The 18,912-nt window shown below is 35.3% G+C and carries 18 protein-coding genes and 1 other RNA gene; 12 read left to right on the top strand and 7 right to left on the bottom strand.

Features of this window, described 5'->3' with window-relative positions; all coding sequences use genetic code 11:
* The first annotated feature begins 642 nt into the window (after positions 1-642).
* Complete coding sequence (asnS, locus tag FW781_RS07715; RefSeq protein ID WP_149386876.1) at positions 643-2,091, top strand: asparagine--tRNA ligase; 1,449 nt, start codon at positions 643-645, stop codon at positions 2,089-2,091.
* Positions 2,092-2,251: 160 nt separating this feature from the next.
* Positions 2,252-3,715, top strand: coding sequence for an RNA polymerase factor sigma-54 (gene rpoN, locus FW781_RS07710; protein WP_047386771.1), 1,464 nt, complete (start codon positions 2,252-2,254; stop codon positions 3,713-3,715).
* 91 nt (positions 3,716-3,806) lie between these two features.
* On the opposite strand, the gene FW781_RS07705 is transcribed toward rpoN, so the two are convergent.
* Genes FW781_RS07705 through FW781_RS07695 form a run of 3 tightly spaced genes read right to left on the bottom strand, consistent with a single transcriptional unit; the run spans position 3,807 to position 6,646 of the window.
* Complete coding sequence (locus FW781_RS07705; RefSeq protein ID WP_149386875.1) at positions 3,807-5,429, bottom strand: AMP-binding protein; 1,623 nt, start codon at positions 5,427-5,429, stop codon at positions 3,807-3,809.
* 58 nt (positions 5,430-5,487) lie between these two features.
* A complete protein-coding gene (locus tag FW781_RS07700; RefSeq protein WP_149386874.1) occupies positions 5,488-6,162 on the bottom strand; it encodes a beta-carotene 15,15'-monooxygenase in 675 nt (224 codons plus the stop codon).
* Positions 6,155-6,646: an RNA polymerase sigma factor gene (locus FW781_RS07695; RefSeq protein ID WP_047386784.1), complete on the bottom strand. Its 492-nt coding sequence runs from the start codon at positions 6,644-6,646 to the stop codon at positions 6,155-6,157. The genes FW781_RS07700 and FW781_RS07695 overlap by 8 nt, the downstream gene beginning before the upstream one ends.
* 158 nt (positions 6,647-6,804) lie before the next feature.
* Here FW781_RS07695 and rnpB point away from each other — a divergent pair.
* The 4 genes from rnpB (at position 6,805) to FW781_RS07675 (ending at position 9,013) form a co-directional block, all read left to right on the top strand.
* Positions 6,805-7,129, top strand: an RNA gene (gene rnpB, locus FW781_RS07690) — RNase P RNA component class A.
* 171 nt (positions 7,130-7,300) lie between these two features.
* Positions 7,301-7,831, top strand: coding sequence for a hypothetical protein (locus FW781_RS07685; protein WP_149386873.1), 531 nt, complete (start codon positions 7,301-7,303; stop codon positions 7,829-7,831).
* A 232-nt stretch (positions 7,832-8,063) separates the two neighbouring features.
* Positions 8,064-8,381: a hypothetical protein gene (locus tag FW781_RS07680; protein ID WP_149386872.1), complete on the top strand. Its 318-nt coding sequence runs from the start codon at positions 8,064-8,066 to the stop codon at positions 8,379-8,381.
* A gap of 41 nt (positions 8,382-8,422) precedes the next feature.
* Positions 8,423-9,013 (top strand): glycine-rich domain-containing protein, encoded by a 591-nt coding sequence (locus FW781_RS07675; RefSeq protein ID WP_149386871.1) that lies wholly within the window; start codon positions 8,423-8,425, stop codon positions 9,011-9,013.
* Between the two features lie 11 nt (positions 9,014-9,024).
* Here FW781_RS07675 and FW781_RS07670 read toward each other — a convergent pair whose 3' ends face one another.
* A complete protein-coding gene (locus FW781_RS07670) occupies positions 9,025-9,894 on the bottom strand; it encodes a polyphosphate kinase 2 family protein (RefSeq protein WP_149386870.1) in 870 nt (289 codons plus the stop codon).
* A 275-nt stretch (positions 9,895-10,169) separates the two neighbouring features.
* Positions 10,170-10,646, bottom strand: a complete 477-nt coding sequence (locus FW781_RS07665; protein ID WP_149386869.1) for a DUF1573 domain-containing protein — start codon at positions 10,644-10,646, stop codon at positions 10,170-10,172.
* Positions 10,647-10,774: 128 nt separating this feature from the next.
* Here FW781_RS07665 and FW781_RS07660 point away from each other — a divergent pair, with 128 nt between their 5' ends.
* The 5 genes from FW781_RS07660 to FW781_RS07640 all read left to right on the top strand — a co-directional run bounded on the left by FW781_RS07660 (position 10,775) and on the right by FW781_RS07640 (position 16,642).
* Entirely contained in the window at positions 10,775-13,387 is a 2,613-nt protein-coding gene (locus FW781_RS07660) for a valine--tRNA ligase (RefSeq protein WP_149386868.1), read from the top strand.
* Positions 13,388-13,471: 84 nt separating this feature from the next.
* Positions 13,472-14,107 (top strand): DUF4241 domain-containing protein, encoded by a 636-nt coding sequence (locus FW781_RS07655; RefSeq protein ID WP_149386867.1) that lies wholly within the window; start codon positions 13,472-13,474, stop codon positions 14,105-14,107.
* Between the two features lie 67 nt (positions 14,108-14,174).
* Positions 14,175-15,065 (top strand): ribokinase, encoded by an 891-nt coding sequence (locus FW781_RS07650; protein WP_149386866.1) that lies wholly within the window; start codon positions 14,175-14,177, stop codon positions 15,063-15,065.
* A 90-nt stretch (positions 15,066-15,155) separates the two neighbouring features.
* Entirely contained in the window at positions 15,156-16,001 is an 846-nt protein-coding gene (locus tag FW781_RS07645) for an alpha/beta hydrolase family protein (RefSeq protein WP_149386865.1), read from the top strand.
* Positions 15,998-16,642: an HD domain-containing protein gene (locus FW781_RS07640; RefSeq protein WP_149386864.1), complete on the top strand. Its 645-nt coding sequence runs from the start codon at positions 15,998-16,000 to the stop codon at positions 16,640-16,642. Before FW781_RS07645 ends, FW781_RS07640 begins: the two co-directional genes overlap by 4 nt.
* On the opposite strand, the gene FW781_RS07635 is transcribed toward FW781_RS07640, so the two are convergent.
* On the bottom strand, positions 16,639-17,871 hold the full coding sequence (locus FW781_RS07635; RefSeq protein ID WP_149386863.1) for a porin family protein: 1,233 nt from the start codon (positions 17,869-17,871) through the stop codon (positions 16,639-16,641). The genes FW781_RS07640 and FW781_RS07635 overlap by 4 nt on opposite strands.
* A gap of 68 nt (positions 17,872-17,939) precedes the next feature.
* Between FW781_RS07635 and FW781_RS07630 the strand changes: the two genes are divergently transcribed.
* A complete protein-coding gene (locus FW781_RS07630) occupies positions 17,940-18,533 on the top strand; it encodes a hypothetical protein (RefSeq protein WP_149386862.1) in 594 nt (197 codons plus the stop codon).
* A gap of 56 nt (positions 18,534-18,589) precedes the next feature.
* Here the strand turns inward: FW781_RS07630 and FW781_RS07625 are convergent, their stop codons facing one another.
* Entirely contained in the window at positions 18,590-18,820 is a 231-nt protein-coding gene (locus tag FW781_RS07625) for a hypothetical protein (RefSeq protein ID WP_149386861.1), read from the bottom strand.
* Positions 18,821-18,912 lie beyond the last annotated feature (92 nt).

The raw sequence follows: 18,912 nt of genomic DNA, 5'->3' as shown, positions 1-18,912 counted from the left end.
AACACAACCATTTATTTTGTATGTGCACATTACAGGATATCAATTTCAAACTGACGGTTAATGAAAAGATCAGAGTTAGGAATTGGATAACAAAATTATTAACGAAGCGGGTAAAAACCAGAAACAAAAATCCGTTAAAAAGCAAAGATGTAAAGAGAGAAGAAATGTTTATAAATTAAAATTATAAAGTATAGTGATGTAAAAAATCATGAAGCAAGTAAACAAAATCCGGTGATCCTCCACACAGTTTAAAAGTATAGTATAGTCTAAAAATGGATGTATTACCGGGGAGTTTACCACCCCATTATCACTTAAAAACTAATAACCATTTTCAATAAATTAAAACTAATTCCATGAAAACTTAGAATAGAATAAAATGAAACTTTATTCTTTCTAAAAGTGATAGTATAAGGGTGTTCACTCCCGGTAAATACGGATTTTAACTGAAATTCAGGACAATATTGAGTGGAAATGTAACCTGAAAATGAAGAAGAGTCTGCAGAGGAAAAAAGGTAAATTATCTGAACTGAAAGTTTAAATGCTTGTTAAATGATTTTTAAAGACGGCGCAATCATCAAGTTGCGCTGTTTTTTTGTAACTTTGCGGACATTAATTTTTATATAAAAAATTTATCATCAACAAATGAAAAAGCAAACGATCAAAGAAGTCCTAAAGGATTACAAGAAAGTATTACATCATGACATTACAGTTTACGGATGGGTAAGATCATTCCGTGCAAATCGCTTTATTGCACTTAATGATGGTTCTACGATTAATAATTTGCAGATAGTTGTTGATTTCGAAAATTTTGATGAAGCAATCATCAAGAATATCAGTACTGCTTCTTCCCTGAAAATAGTGGGTGAAGTGGTGGAAAGTCAGGGAGCAGGACAATCTGTGGAAATTATCGCTAAAAAAATTATTATTTTAGGAGATAACTTTACAGAAGAACTTCAGAGTACAATTCTTCAGCCTAAGAAACACAGCCTTGAAAAGCTTCGTGAGCAGGCACACTTAAGATTCAGAACAAACCTTTTCGGAGCAGTGTTCAGAGTACGTCATGCGGTAAGCTTTGCGGTTCACTCATTCTTCAACCAGAACCAGTTCTTCTATATCAACACACCGGTTATTACAGGAGCAGATGCAGAAGGAGCAGGTGAAATGTTTGGAGTAACGAATTTTGACCTGAATAACATGCCTAAAACTGAAGAAGGTGAAATTGATTTTGCTCAGGATTTCTTCGGTAAAAAAACAAACCTTACTGTTTCAGGACAGCTTGAAGGAGAAACTGCAGCCATGGGATTAGGAAGAATCTATACTTTCGGGCCTACTTTCCGTGCTGAAAATTCCAATACAACAAGACACCTTGCAGAATTCTGGATGATTGAGCCGGAAGTGGCATTCAACAACCTTGAAGATAATATCGACCTTGCGGAAGATTTCTTAAAATATGTGATCCAGTATGTATTGGATAACTGTAAAGATGATCTGGAATTCTTAGACAACCGTTTTGCAGAAGAACAGAAAACAAAACCGGAAAAAGAAAGAGCCAAAGAAGGTCTTATCGAAAAACTTCAGAATGTAGTGGCTAAGCGTTTCAAACGTGTAAGCTATACAGAAGCAATCGAAATCCTATTGAACTCGAAAGAAAACAAAAAAGGAAAATTTGCTTATCCGGTTGAAAGTTGGGGAACTGACCTTCAGTCTGAGCATGAAAGATATCTTGTTGAAAAACATTTTGAAAGCCCGGTAGTATTATTTGACTATCCGAAAGAAATCAAAGCTTTCTATATGAAACTGAACGATGACAATAAAACTGTTGCCGCTATGGATGTCCTTTTCCCTGGTATCGGTGAGATCATCGGTGGATCAGAAAGAGAAGCAAGACTAGATGTTTTAAAACAGAAAATGGCAGATATGCACGTAGATGAACATGAGCTTTGGTGGTATCTTGATACCAGAAAATTCGGTTCTGTGCCGCATGCAGGCTTTGGTTTAGGACTTGAAAGATTAGTTCTTTTTGTAACAGGAATGACGAATATCAGAGATGTAATTCCTTTCCCAAGAACGCCGAAAAGCGCTGAATTCTAGAACAATAAAAAAAAGCCTTAATCACAAGTTAAGGCTTTTTTTATTTTTCAATAGTTTATTAAGATGGGATGTATCATGCAAAAATCATGCTAAATGCGTTTTTTATCAAATAAATTTATTAAATTCGTAGAATATGTTATGTTAAAACGCAAATAAGAATATGCTTAAACAACACTTACAACTCAAATTAGGACAAAAGCTGGCCCCTCAGCAAATCCAGTTGATGAAGCTTATTCAACTTCATACTCTTGAATTTGAAGAGGAGTTGGAGAGAGAGTTAGAAGAAAACCCGGCTTTGGAAATTGCGAAAGAAGATTCTAAGGAAGATGAATATTCTTCCCTGGAAGATGCTTATAAGGATGAGGGTACAGAGAGCATTGAAACAGATTTCGACGTCAATGAATATATCTATGACGATGAACCAAGCTATAAAACCGCATCCAGCAACTATTCTCCGGATGATGAAGAGTTTGACAACGAAAGCCTTCTCACGGAGGGACAGTCCTTATATGACTATCTTACAGAACAGATTCACTTGGTTAATATCAGTGATGAAGATCTTAAGATTGCAGAATACCTTATCGGGAACTTAGATACAGACGGATATCTTAGAAGAGAAATCAAGTCTATTGTTGATGATCTGGCTTTCTCACAAGGAATTTATACAACTAAAGAAAAAGTTGAGGATATTCTGGAGAACTATGTTCAGAAACTGGACCCGTCCGGAGTAGGAGCAAGAGGCCTGCAGGAATGTTTATTGCTGCAAATTGAAAAGAAAGTAAGCTCAGATAAAGCAGTTTCTTTAGCTGCCAATATTTTGAGACATCAGTTTGAAGCCTTGACGAATAAACACTACAATAAGATCATTCAGAAATATGATATTGAAGAAGAAGATCTGAAAGATGCACTGGAAGAAATCTCAAAATTATCTCCGAAAGTAGGAGGGAACTTCGATACACAAACAATTACAATTAATCAGGAGATTATTCCGGATTTTGTGATTCAGGTAAAAGACGGATTGGTAATTCCTATGCTCAACAGCAAGAATGCACCTACCTTGAGGGTTTCTGAAGAATATAAAGATATTCTGACTACGTACTCCCATGATAAAAATTCATCGGAACATAAGCAGGCTGCATTATTTATCAAACAGAAACTGGATGCAGCAAAATGGTATATAGATGCTATTAATCAACGTCAGAATACCTTATTACAGACGATTACGGCGATTGTGAAATTCCAGAAGGATTATTTCATTACCGGAGACGAAAAATCTCTGAAACCAATGATCTTAAAGGATGTTGCAGATATTACAGGATTTGATATCTCTACCATTTCAAGAGTGGTAAAAAGTAAATATGCGGATACACCTAACGGTATTGTATATCTTAAAGACCTGTTTTCAGACAGCTTAACGAATGATGACGGAGAAGAAGTTTCTACCAAAGAGATCAAAACCCACCTTCAGGAAGTAATCAGCAAAGAGAATAAAAGAAAGCCGCTTACAGATGATGCATTGGTGATAATTCTAAAAGAACAGGGTTATAATATTGCCAGAAGAACGATTGCAAAATATCGTGAACAGCTCAATATTCCTGTAGCAAGATTAAGAAAAGAACTTTAAAAATAAAAAAAGCATTTCAATTTGAAATGCTTTTTTTGTCAGTCGAGAGAAAAAACAATATACAATTGCTTATCGTTTTTACTTGACTTGATTAATCTTTAAAATTGCCTGATTCCAGCTCTTTCATAGAAATCTCCCTCATTTCTACCTTTCTTATTTTTCCGGAAATGGTCATAGGGAATTCATCTACAAATTTCCAGTATTTTGGTACTTTATAGTGGGCAATTCTTCCTTTGCAGTATTCCTGCAGCTCTTCAGCTGTGATGGTAAAACCTTTTCTCACTTTTACCCATGCCATTATTTCTTCCCCGAATTTTTCACTTGGCACACCAATGATTTGAACATCAAGGATATTGGTGTAGGTATATAGAAAATCTTCAATTTCCTTAGGTGAAATATTTTCTCCACCGCGGATGATAAGGTCTTTTATTCTTCCTGAAATGGTAATATATCCGTCTTTATCCATTACTGCCATATCTCCGGTATGCATCCACCGGGCATCATCCAGCACTTTTTTAGTGCTTTCAGGGTCATTCCAGTATTTCAGCATGACAGAATAGCCTCTTGTACAAAGTTCACCATGTTCCCCGCGTTTCAGGGTTCTTCCATTTTCATCAACAATTTTTATTTCAAGATGATCCTGAACAGTTCCCACAGTACTGACCTGCTTTTCCAGCGGTGTTCCTATTAAAGTCTGGGTAGATACGGGTGAAGTTTCCGTCATTCCGTAGCAGATGCTCATTTCTTTAATGTTCATCAGATTCTCTACCTTTTTCATAATTTCCGGAGGACATACTGATCCTGCCATAACACCCGTTCTTAAGCTTGAAAAATCATACGTATTAAAATTTTTTACTGCCAGTTCCGCAATAAACATGGTAGGAACACCGTACAAAGAAGTACATTTTTCGTCAGAAACGGCTTTTAAAGTAATTTCCGGATCAAAACTGTCGTTGGGAATTACCATGCAGGCTCCGTGGGCTGTGCAGCACATATTTCCGATAACCATACCAAAGCAATGATAAAAAGGAACTGGAATACAGACCCGGTCTTTCTCAGTATATTTTAATCTGATTCCGATAAAATAACCGTTGTTGAGAATATTATGGTGAGAAAGCGTAACGCCTTTCGGGAAACCCGTAGTTCCGGATGTATATTGAATGTTAACAGGATCATCAAACTGTACATGTTCTTCAAAACTGTGAAGAACTTCATCTGAAATATCCTGGCCGTTATTAACAAAAGCTTCCCAGGTTTCATCAAAGAATATCTCATGCTCAAGGGCAGGGCATACTTCTTTAGCATACTCAACCATTTCTTTGTAGTTGCTGCTTTTATAACTTAAAGAAGAAAAAATGAAACGAACTTCAGACTGATTAAGAACATAGGTGAGTTCATGAGTCCTGTAGGCTGGATTGATATTGACTAAAACAGTTCCTATCCTCGCAGTGGCATACTGCAAAAGAACCCATTCATAACGGTTGGAAGACCAGATTCCGATTCTGTCACCAGCTTTTGCTCCCAAAAGCAGCAAAGCTTTTGCAACGGCGGTCGTCTGATTGTAAAATTCCTGGTAAGTAGCTCTGTAATTCTGATGAACACAGACTAAGGCTTCCTGATGGGGATGTTTTTCGACAGTACTTTTAAGATTAGCTCCGATGGTCTGTCCTAATAATGAAACCTCAGAAGTTCCATATACATAAGATAAGGGCATAGTTTAAGATTTGGTGGGCTAAAATTAATAATTATATCCCGAAATATGCCTATGTCTATTAACTTTCCTGAGAATCTATTTCTTTAAGCTGCTTTAAATTTTTATCAAGCTTTTTAATAATTGTACCATATACCAGTCTGTAATAAAGCCAGATCATGGATATGCCTAATAAAGTGCTGACAACAATTCCTACGATAATAATGGTAAGGTTTGAGCCGCTAGGCTGTATATTCTGAGAATTTAAAGTGTAAAATATAAACGCCGTCAATACAAAAGTGAATATAAGCAATAATACAATACTGATCAGAATAAAAGCATTTACTGTTGTTTTGAATTTAATGATTCTGGTAATGAGACCCTTAAGATTTTCCTCAATCTTGATTCTTCTGTAATTCTGGTAAAATTTTAATACAAAATATGCAGTGATTAATAAACTTAATACCTTTATAGCTAAATAAGCATGACCGAAGTTGTTTTCTACTTCCGGAGCTTCCTGAGCGCCTAATCTTTCCAGCATTTTACGGAAACTGTCTGATTCTTCTTCCGGGAAAAGATAAAACAGGCCTAATACGGAAAAGAATAAAAATTCTACAACGCTGATCCAGAAAATATATTTGATGTAATTACGCGATTTTCTATTCAACATCTGGAGAATTTCCTTGTCGTCATATTTAGGCTGAACAGGTTGTTCCTGCCATGTTTTTTTAAAACTATCTAGATCAAATTCAGGCATATTTTTCCATCTGTTCTTTAAGGGTTTTCTTTAATCTGTTCATTTTCACACGTGCATTGACTTCAGTGATACCGAGGTTTTCTGCAATATCCTTGTAAGGCAGATCGTCAAGATACATCATGACAATGGCTCTTTCTACATTAGGAAGAGTCTTGATTACAGTATACAAAAGTGATACCTGCTGCTGTTTTTCATCATCATCTTCCACAAAATCCTTGTGGTTGATGTCCAGCTCATTCGTAGGAAGACTTTTGCTTTTTTTTCTAAAGAGGGTAATGGCCGTATTGAGCGCTACACGATACATCCATGTGGAAATCTTGGAGTTTCCTTTAAAGGAATCATAACTTCTCCAGAGCTGTAAAACAATTTCCTGAAAGAGATCCTCCTCATCTTCCAGAGAATTGGTGTACAGGCGCGATACCTTGATAATCAGACCCTGATTATCCTTAATAAGCTTCGCAAATTCTTTTTCTCTGGAATCCATAGATGTATAATGGCACGAAGATAATAATAAAGTGGTAATGGTGAAAATTATAATGTAAAATCATAGAAATGTGAAACAAACAGAATTTACAGCTCAGATTTCTCTGCTTTCTTAGCTTTCTCTGCTTTCTTAGCGAAATTTATGTATCTTTGCATCCGCGAGAAAATCGGCTTGTTGATTTCCCGTTTTACGGGAGGTAGGAAAGTCCGGACACCATAGAGCAGCAAAGCGGATAACATCCGTCACCCGTGAGGGTAGGACAAGTGCAACAGAAAGCAAGTACAGTTCGGCTGTAGTGAAACCAGGTAAACTCTTTGCGGTGCAATGGTAAGTATATCGGTTCTTTTCAGTAATGGAAATAGGGGCGGCTCGTCCTGAAAACCGAGGGGTAATCAGCTCAAGTGTTGCAGCAATGTAACACGTAGATAAATAACAGGCACTTCTTCGGAAGTACAAAATCCGGCTTATAGATTTTCTCGTTTTTTACAATCTAATCTTCCTTAAATTTTATTCTTGATCTAACCTGTTTCCATAATTGTATGTGAAAGAGGATATTGCATATAATTCTAATATAAGACTTGTGTAAAACCAAATAAGACGAATAAGAGATTTTTATATTGTTCTGTTATCACACATTTGTATAAACAAATAAAAATGAGAACAGAAATCACATTATATTCAGTTCCTGAAGAAAAACCCGGGTATATTCTTATTCTACTCTACCTTGCCTTTGTATATGGACTATTTTGGGTAATAGATCAATGTTTGGTTTATTTTTTTAGTAATGTTACCCATGTTATACTGATAAAGATTCTTAATAAGGCGGTATGGATTGGGTTGATGTTTTTAAATTATTTGATCGTAAAACATTTCCTCTATCTGATAAGAAAACAAAGAAAACCTCAGGTTATTTATCCCGCTTTGAACATCTCAAAAGAAGGAGTAACTTATTACCCGGAAAATAAAAAAATTGAATGGGAAAATATTTCAGAAATACAGATTATAGATTCTATACTATCTGTAACCGTAGATTTTAATTCTAAAAAGGATTTTAAACTTAACCTTTTCAATACAGATCTTCAGAAGCAAATAAAGCAGAAAGATTTTGAAAAGCTATTGGAATATCATTATAAAAAAGAAATTTACACCTATACTACTCCGGTATCCTGTGGTTGTGGTTGTTAATTTTAATAGATTAGCATTCAGAATGAAAACAGAAATCACTTTATATAAACTCAAAGAAAAAAAACCGGGATATTTGGGGATTTTTTTCTTTATGTTCATATCACTTGCTCTATTGGCCGCTCTTTGCGCAATAATCTATCTATTGCTGATAAGTAATAATTTCTTTAAGCTTTTAATTTCAGTTATTGTGCTTGTATTGATATCAGCCTTCTTTTATGGTTCAGTAAAAATTTTGATCAGATGTATTAAGGAGCAGAGAACACAGGAAGAAGAAGCTGTTGAAATATTATCCATTACCAAAACAGGAATTTTTAACCATAAGAAAAAACAGCAATTGATGTGGGATGAAATTTCTGAAATTCAGATTATTGATGCCGTTATTTCGGTGACAGTAGATTTGTATCCTGAAAAAGATTTTCAATTGCATTTGGCTGATACAGATGTTTATACTGAGATGAACAGGGAGGATTTTGAGAAATTGCTTCAATATCATTATAAAAAAGATATATATATTCATAACACTCCTCCATCATGTGGATGCGGCGGGTGACAAATTTTTATTAAAGAATAACCGATTAAAATTTTGACATCATGAAACCCGAATTTACTTCTGTTTTACTGGATAACAAACAGCTGGATTATGATCAGAACCCTTTGTGGGAAAGAATTTCAGCGTATCAGATTGATCAGGCTCATGTCATCATTCCATTTTCCAGGAAATTAGCTCAGACTGAAGGGTGGACAAGAAGATTCTGTCTGCTTGCTATTGAAGAATATAAAAAGTTTGTTTACTTATGCTGTATCTCAAAAAACGGAGCCTCACCTTCAGTCGTTGTGGATAAAGTATGGCATATGCATTTACTCTACACCACCGAGTACTGGAAAGAGTTCTGTCCGAAGATCCTGGAAAGAGAGCTGCATCATTTCCCCAATGTAGGTGGAATTAATGATTATCATAAGCATCAGGACTGGTATCTGGAGACATTAAAACTTTATATCAATATTTTCAGACAAAATCCACCCGAAGTTTTCTGGCGCATTCCAAAGGAAATTATACCATTCTTATTACCTGAAAATGGAAGTAAGATAAAAAGTCCCGGACAGTTTACGTGGAAAAAAACCTTTGAAAAATTACATTCAAAGGTCTTTAATTATCTTCATCACAGATCGGTTTTGAAATAAACCAAGAGTGCTTATTCTTCCATTAATTGCTTTTTGGCCCGTTGAAGATCTTCCGTGTCCTTATCAGAAAGTGAAGGATACTTGAGATTCATTTTTTCAAGGGTATCAATAATGATCTGTATAGCAGCTACTCTTGCAAACCATTTGCTGTCGGCAGGAAGTACATACCATGGAGCATGATCTTTGGATGTTTCATTGATTGCTGTTTCGTAAGCTTCCATATATTGATCGAATAATGCTCTTTCCGGAAGATCTCCAGCAGAGAATTTCCAGTTTTTTTCCTGCTCATTGATTCTGTCCAGAAGCCTTTTTTTCTGCTCATCTTTAGAAACATGTAAAAAGATCTTTACTACCGTTGTTCCGTTCTGTGCAAGATGTTTTTCAAAATTCCTGATACTTTCATATCTGTTTTCCCAGAATTTATTGTCGAAATCTTTTACTGAAGACCATGTTTTTTCACTTAAATTATATTCAGGATGTACTTTGCAGACCAGAACACTCTCATAATGGGAACGGTTGAAAATCCCGATCATTCCTTTCTGTGGTAATGCAAGATAATGTCTCCATAAAAAATCATGGGAGTATTCTTTAGAACTTGGCGTCTTAAAACTGGTCACATTGCATCCTTGTGGATTTACCCCTCCGAAAACATGTTCTATCATACTGTCTTTTCCCGCTGCATCCATAGCCTGTAACACAACAAGAAGAGACTGGCTTCCGTCAGCATATAATCTTTCCTGCAGTTCACGAAGCTTTTCTTTCTCCTGAATCAGCATTTGCTCTCCGTCTTCTTTGGTGAGTTTTCCTTTATAAGATGTTGAAGTTTTTTTTATTGAAAATTTTCCATTTACCTTAAAATTATCTGAGAAATTGGTGTCCATATAGATTAAAAGATTAAAAGATTAAAAGATTAAAAGATTAAAAGATTAAAAGATTAAAAGATTAAAAGATTTTTTTAATAAAATTCAATAGGGGTGGGCTTTAGCCCAGCCACTTTAAAGAAAAATAAATCCAAGGGCCTCAGCCAAAACCTAAATAATAAATTTCAATGTCATTTCCTACCATTCATTACGTGTCATCTGCTGTCTTAACAAACATAAATGTAATAAAGAAACCGTCTCTATGGAGACGGTTTCTTTATTTTTTTGAGTAGAGATTACTTTGCAGCAGCCTTTTTAGCTAGTTTAGCAGCTTTTTTCTCTGCTTTAGCAGCTTCTTTCTGCTCTGCAGGAGTCAATACTTTTGCCTCAGCAACAGGAGCAGGAGCATTAGCGTCTACATTACCTTTAATGTAGATTACACTTCTACTGTTTGCAGGGTCATTAGAGAAAACCTCAATCATTTTGTTGAAACCTCCAGGAATAGCAGTGTTGTATCCAACTTTGATCTTAGCGGATTTACCAGGCATAATAGGATCCTGGCTGAACTCAGGAGTTGTACATCCACAAGAAGGCTTTACGTTTGAAAGAATCAAAGGCTTATCACCTGAATTCGTTACCGTAAAGAATCTCGTACCATCAGCATTAGGCTTGATAGTACCGTAGTCGAAAGTTGTTTTATCAAATGTAATCGTTTGTGCAGATGCAATTGCAAATGTCCCGAATAATGCAATTCCTGCAATTAATTTTTTCATATTCTTGAATGTTAATACGTTTGTTAGATAAATTTTGTGAAACAAAGTTAAAAATTATTTTAATTCATGCTTAAAAATTTTTTTCTTTAGACTATTTTTGCAAATTGCAAGCCAAAGAAATAGAATTTATGCAGATTTCAGAAAAGTACAATCCACAGGAAACAGAACAGAAATGGTACAATTACTGGTTGGAAAATAAATATTTCCACTCAGAACCTAATGACAAACCACCATATACCGTGGTCATTCCTCCACCAAACGTGACGGGAATATTACACATGGGACATATGTTGAACAATACCATTCAAGATGTTCTGGTCCGTCGTGCAAGAATGCGCGGGTTTAATGCTTGTTGGATTCCGGGAACAGATCATGCTTCAATTGCTACCGAAGCTAAAGTTGTTGCTAAATTGAAGTCTGAAGGAATCAATAAGTCAGATCTTACCCGTGAAGAATTTCTAAAGCATGCCTGGGACTGGACTCATAAATATGGAGGTACAATCCTTGAGCAGCTGAAAAAACTGGGGTGTTCTTGTGATTGGGACAGAACCCGTTTTACAATGGAAGATAACCTTTCACAGCAGGTTATCATAAGTTTCGTAGATCTGTATAATAAAGGGAAGATTTACAGAGGATACAGAATGGTCAACTGGGATCCTGAAGCCAAGACCAATATTTCTGATGAAGAAGTAATATTCAAAGAGCAGAACGGAAAACTGTATTTCCTTAAATATAAAATTGAGGGCTCAGAAGAGTTCCTTTCGGTTGCTACTACACGCCCTGAAACTATTTTTGGGGACACTGCAGTATGCATCAATCCTAATGATGAAAGATATGCCCACTTAAAAGGTAAAAATGTAATTGTACCCATTGTAAACAGAGTAGTTCCAATTATTGAAGACGAATATGTTGATATTGAATTTGGAACCGGTGCTCTGAAAATTACACCGGCGCATGACGTGAATGACTACGAAATCGGACAGAAACATCAGCTGAAAATGATTGACGCTTTGGATGATGACGGAAACCTTAATGAGCATGGATTACACTATGCAGGAAAGAACAGATTTGATGTAAGAAAGCAGATCGCAAAAGAACTGGAAGAGAAAGACCTTTTACTGAAAGCTGAAGACTATGTCAATAAAGTAGGAACTTCGGAAAGAACAGGTGCGGTAATAGAACCTAAAATTTCTGTACAGTGGTTCCTTAAAATGTCTGAACTGGCTAAGCCTGCTTTAGATGTGGTAATGGATGATGAAGTAAAATTCTATCCGGAGAAATTTAAAAATACCTACAAACACTGGATGGAAAACATCCGTGACTGGAATATTTCCCGTCAGCTATGGTGGGGACAGCAGATTCCAGCTTTTTACTACGGAACAGGAGATGAAGATTTTGTAGTGGCTGAAACAGCTGAAGAAGCTTTAGAATTAGCAAAACAGAAATCCGGAAAGGAACTTACGCTGGAAAATCTAAGACAGGATCAGGATACATTAGATACATGGTTCTCTGCCTGGTTATGGCCAATGTCTGTATTTGAAGGACTTTTAGATCCGGAAAATAAAGATATCAAGTATTATTATCCTACTTCTGATCTGGTAACTGCCCCTGATATTATTTTCTTCTGGGTGGCAAGAATGATCATGTCCGGACTGGAATACAAAAAAGAAGTTCCGTTCAAAAATGTTTACTTTACAGGAATTGTAAGAGATAAGCAAAGAAGAAAAATGTCCAAATCTTTAGGAAACTCTCCGGATCCTATTGAATTAATGGAAAAATATGGTGCCGATGGGGTACGTGTAGGAATTTTATTGAGCTCTGCAGCAGGAAATGACCTTCTTTTTGATGAAGACTTAATGCTTCAGGGAAGAAATTTTATGACGAAAATCTGGAGTGCATTCCGTTTGATCAATATGTGGAATCATGAGGATAAACCGGCAATTGCTACAGATAACCAGGCTATCGAATGGTTTGAAAATAAACTGAACAAAACAATCGTTGAAATTAATGATCAGTTTGAGAAGTTCAGAATCTCTGATGCGCTGCATTTGATCTATAAATTAATTTGGGATGATTTTTGTGGTTGGTATCTTGAAGCAATCAAGCCTAACTATGGAGAGGGAATTTCTAAAGAAGTTTATGATAAAACCATTTATTTCTTTGAAGAATTGATGAAGTTACTTCATCCGTTCATGCCATTCCAGTCTGAAGAGATTTGGCAATTGATTTCAGAAAGAAGTATTGATGAAGCGCTTGTTATTGCTCAGCAGAAGAATGCAGATAGCTTTAGTGAAGAAGTCATTAAAAACTTTGAAATTACAGCTGAATTGATTTCTGGAGTTAGAAACTACCGTCAGACAAAAGGAATTTCACCAAGAGAGGCTGTGGAGGTTTACACCAATGCATCTGAGTTTGCCAATGAAGCTGTAGTAAGAAAACTGGCTAATGTTTCTGAAATCTATTTTGGACAGAAAACAGATAAGCCTAGCTTTACTTTCCTGGTAGGAGCGACTGAGGTTTCTATTCCTTTAAGTGAAAACTTAGACTTAGGAGAAGAAAAAGCTAAAACTGAAGAAGAATTGAAATATTTAAAAGGGTTCTTAATTTCAGTAGATAAAAAACTTTCTAATGAGAAGTTTGTTGCCAATGCTAAGCCGGAAGTTGTAGAAGTAGAGCGTAAGAAGCAGAAAGATGCTCAGGATAAAATTGCGATCCTTGAAGAGAAACTGAAAAGTTTGTAAAATATAGACAATAAATTTGTCAGAAATCTCAGGCTGGATACAGATGAAAATTGTATCCAGCCTGATGGTTTAAAGAATAATAAAATGACACATATAGAAAACATTAAAAAACTATTCTCGAAGGATTTTGTAGAAAATCCATTGTTAGAAAGTTTTGAAGCAGGAAAGATCTATCTTTCCAGTGGAAAGCTGGTTGCCTGCGATCCATTGATCACCAATGATATGCTTCCTTTCACCACAGAATTTCCGAAGGGAGATTTTTCTGTGATAGTGCACAAAGAAAGAGACAGCAACTGTGTGGCTTATGCCGAAATTGTATTCAATAATGCTGAAATTAAAGAATGGAAACTGGCAACCACAGCAGGACAGAATATAAAAGATCTGGCAAAAGAAGAAATCTTTGGGTATCCTGTAGAAAGCGGGATGGGATGTTTTATGGATGTTGATACTCAAAACAGTCTCAATGAGCTTGAACAGAGGTTATTCCAGAATAAAGGAGGAGATTTTATGGGAATTTATGAAGAATTTTTCCATGAGTATTTCTTTGATGAAAACGGAGCTATTGACCAATATGCCTTCCTAAAACCTGCAAAGGAACATCCCGGAACTATATTTGCTTTTGAAACCGGATATGGTGAAGGATTTTATGCCAGTTATATAGCATATGATCAAAATCAATTGCCCGTAAAAATAATTACTGAATTTATAGAAATAAGTTAATTTAAAATTAGTTATTTTTGGAACACGATTTTGTCAGTTATAAATTTTAAAGCTAATACAAAACACAATGAATTTCTTATCAGAACAACCCCGAATTATTGTTGTGGGCAGCTCATCCATAGATTTGGTTCTTGAAACCGAAAAACTTCCTTCACCCAACGAAACGGTTTTAGCCGTTAAGTCAGATAGCTATTTTGGGGGTAAAGGAGCCAATCAGTCGGTAGGTACTGCCAGGCTGGGTGCAAGTGTGTACTTTATAGGATGTGTGGGGATGGATCCCCTTGGACAGCAGATTATGAGAAATCTGGTAAGTGAAAATGTGAATGTAGGGTTTGTACACGAAACAGATAAAGATGCTACAGGAACGGCTTATGTGACGACTTCTCACGGCAATGCAGCTATTGTGGTAGTGCCGGCAGCCAATAAATATCTTAGCAAATCACATATAGACGAAGCAGATAAGTATTTTAATACTGCTGATCTTGTGCTGGTGCAGCTTGAGGTTTCTATGGAGGTGGTAGAACATACTGTTGTAAAAGCTAAGAAATATGGAAAGAAAGTAGGTTTGTATGCTTCTCCGGCAATGAGAGTCAGTGAAGAAATTTTAGAGAAGGTTGATTTTATTGTAGCTAAAAGTAATGAATTATACACCATTTTCGGAGAAGAAAAAAGGGAAGAGGTTCTTAAGAAATATTTCAATAAAGTTTTTGTAAGAGATGATACCAATTCCACTATTTATTTTGACGGGACTGAAATGAAATATTACAGAAACGACAAAGATGAGAAAGTTTATAAAATGGGAATGGGTGATGCATTTACTTCAGGATTTGCTATCGCACTTTGCCATGGAAACTCTATCGAAGAATGTGTGAAGTTTGGAAATGAAGTTTCATCAAGAGTTTCCGGAGGTAAAGGTTCTCAGACAGGGCTGCCAAGAATGTCAGATTTCTTTTCTTAAAGCTATTTGCGACATATCAAAAGTCTGAAACTTAACATAAAAATATAAGTAAAATGTCCACTTTTATAGTGGATTTTTTCTTTTTATATTATGGAAAAACTAATACTTACTACGGAAGATCATATTTCTCTGGCTGCCCATCTCTTTAAACCGGAAAAAAGTAATGGAAAACTATTGCTGATCAATTCGGCAACAGGAGTAAAACAACAGGTTTACTTTTCTTTTGCCAGTTATTTTTCTGAACAGGGATTTACGGTGATTACTTATGATTACAGAGGAATAGGACTTTCCAAGCCGAAAAACATGAGAGGATTTCATGGTTCAATGAGATTGTGGGGCTCAAAGGATTATAAAGCTTTAACCCAATATATTAAAACCAACTTTAAAGACCACAAAAAGTATTGCTTAGGTCATTCTGTAGGTGCTTTAATTCTGGGAATGAATGAAGACTCGGAAATATTTGAGGAATTTTTTTTTGTTGGAACACAAAATGCTTTTGTCGGCAACCTTAAAGGGATAACAAAAGTTGAAGCCTATCTGGGGTTTGGAATTGCACAGCCGTTAACCACTTCATTATTAGGGTATTTTCCGGCACATTGGTTTGGACTCGGAGAAAGTCTTCCAAAAAATTGCGCATATGACTGGAGAACCTTAATTTTAAACAAGAAATCAACCAACAAACTGTTGGACAAAATTGATAACTTTTCTGAAAATTTGACACAAAAAGTATTTGTAATCCGGGCAGAAGATGATATCTGGCTGACAGAAAGAGGGGTATTAAGCTTATTAAATGATACCTATCCTAATCTTAAACCAACGCACAGACTGATCGCTGTTTCAGAATCTGATAAAAAGGAAATCGGACACGTCAATTTTTTTAGAAGTTACAATAGCAAACTCTGGGATATTATTTTAAATGAACTGATAGATAAATGAAAAGTACAATTGACAACACAATAGCCTTTGTAAAAGAAAAATTAGAAGGAGCAGAAGCAGGACATGATTGGTTCCATATTGAAAGAGTCTGGAAACTGGCTGTTCAGATAGCAGAAACCGAAGACTGTGATAAGGAGGTGGTAGAATTGTCTGCACTTCTTCATGATATTGCAGATCCAAAATTTCATAACGGTGATGAAACTATTGCTCCCAAAATATCCAGAGCGTTTCTTGAAGAGCAGAATGTTCCTGAAGAAACAATTCTGAAAGTTTTATTTGTAATCGAAAATATTTCATTTAAAAACAGAGATCAGGCGCCGGTAAACCCATCTATTGAGCTTAAAATTGTACAGGATGCCGACCGTATTGATGCAATAGGAGCCATTGGAATTGCCAGAACGTTCAATTTCGGAGGCTTTAAGAATAATCTGATGTATCACCCGGATAGGAAGCCCAAACTGGGAATGTCAAAAGAAGAATATAAAAAATCAAATGGCACAACCATCAATCATTTCTACGAAAAACTATTACTTCTGAAAGATATGATGAATACCGAAAAAGGAAAAAAAATGGCCGAAGAAAGGCATAATTATATGCTGAATTTCCTCGACCAGTTTTATAAAGAATGGAATGTAGATTAGAAAATATTATATCCCAGAATTAAGGAAGTATACTTTAGGTTTGCCTCAGCCCCTTTTTCTTCAAATAGATTCATGCCGGTATTATATCTTGCTTCTATAATGTATTTGTTATTATAATTATATCCTATTCCAAATACAGCGCTTTTGAAAGCCTGGAATGAAGATAGTTTTAATCTGTCAAAAACATATCCGTCATAATCAAGTGAGAAATCCTTTGCTGAACTGGTTTTTATAGTCAGAGCATTGATACCTGCATTAATAAAGATCTTTGATTTATCATTGATAAACATGTAGTGTCTTACACTTAGAGGAATACTGATAAATGAATAATTGTCTACATTTATACTATACAGGTTATCATTTGTTCTTATCGTTGCTTTATTACTGTAAAGAGAGAATGTAGGTTCAAGGACAACTGACCATTTATTTTTATTGAATGGTAATACAAGTTCTGCTTCAACTCCTATTCTGAATCCGGTTTTTGAAGGAAGACCTTCATTACTAAAAGTTTTTGTTATTTCCACAGGGGAGTAAAAGTTAAAACCGGGTCTTACAGCTAAGTTAAATTTTGAATTTTTTTTAGTTTCGGAGAATGATTCTTTATTAGCTGTGCCAGAAATTTTACTGTTATATTCTTTAAAAATTTTATTCAGGTCATTACTTGTATATCTTGTTTTTGTAACAAGTGTCTGAAGATTATTATCATCTGAGAATATTGTTTTCAGTTGATTTATATATTCTTCATTTGCTGCAATCTGCAGATTGTTTCCGTTGAAAAAATATTTTTTATAAATCAATGGCTGAATAGAAGAACTTGAATCAGAATAAAAATATCTTATTACATTTTGTCCCTGATAAGAGTATAGATTTTTATTACCGGTTACAATTTCCTTAAGGAATACGGAAACCTTTTTAAATTCAGGTTCTTTGTTGGAGGAAAGATCTCCAGTATTATCAGAAGAATAATCAATATCTCCGTTGTAGGTAACATATTTTACATCATTATAAATTCCAAATTCTTTAATTGTAGAGGGTGTTCCGGTATTTTCTCCTGATTTTTCATCCGTTTTGTAAGCGAAACTGTCTGGATTGTTTGCCCATCCCTGGTTTTTGATAAGTACTTCTTTTTTTACATCATTACTATTAATAATATAACCTTTTTCAAATTTTATCTGAGCGCAGATGAGTGCAATACAGAAGGAAAAGAGTACCGAGAATGTTTTTTTCATGGTTAATTAGGATTAAAATTTGGGCGCAAATATAGATAAAATAGAGATAAGAAGTATCTTTGTAAAATATGACACTCATTATTTTTATAATATTTCTGGCTTCTGTTCTTTCTCTGGTCTTGTTTAAGGTAAAATCAGGAAGTATGGCGAAGTGGGCGAAGCTGTTTCGTATTGTAACAGTAGTTTTTTCAATTTCTGTTTTTACGTATTGGTTTATCAAGAAAAGTGCTGTGGCATTTGTGGATAATTCTGTAGGGCTGCAGGTTATCAATAAGCTTCCTCAGGCATTGGATTTTTACCTGATCAATGTAAATAAAAGTGATAAAAATATAACCCTTGAGCCTAAACATATTGGTAAAATACGTCCGGAATATTACAGAATAGAATACCTGAAAATGGATAAATCTGATGAATACTGGATCGTAGGCTATCTCGGAAAGAAAAACCTCGTGTACTTTTCCCAGCATTCCGTACCGAATAAAAATATTGATCAGATTGTAGAGGTACAGAATTACATCAACCAAAGTATGAAACTATCCGAATCGGCAAAAAAACAGGTGGATGCTTATAATTATGAGAATACAAAACTGGGGATCTGGATTGCACTGGACTTTCTGCTTCTGTTTCTCAATCTGGCATTGTTTCTGAAGAAAAATAAATAAAAAATAATGGGTAATGAGTCTTTTTTAGTACACTCATTACCCATCATTATTTTTTGCTAAGGATAATCCAGGATTAGCATAATTTGTTCCTTGAATTCCTCGGGACAGGATCTTATAAGTTTGTCTTTACTTTGTTTACTGATTTCTTTGGGGGTAATCCATTCCGTTTTATTGGAATTAAGACTGTGATGATCATATACTCTTTTTATGGTGTTGTTTTCATAAAAAATATATTCATTACCACGCCAGTTATTGGCAATACTGATTTTGCAAATTTCTTTTTCCATGATTTATGTTTTAAAGCATACTGTATCGTGAAATACACTATACTCTAATTTATAAAATTTTTCGTTATGAAAAATGAGTTTGCATCAATCTT

Origin of the sequence: Chryseobacterium panacisoli (assembly GCF_008274625.1) — a bacterium.
Taxonomy (GTDB): Bacteria; Bacteroidota; Bacteroidia; order Flavobacteriales; family Weeksellaceae; genus Chryseobacterium; species Chryseobacterium panacisoli.
This window is presented reverse-complemented; position numbering and strand designations above follow the sequence as displayed.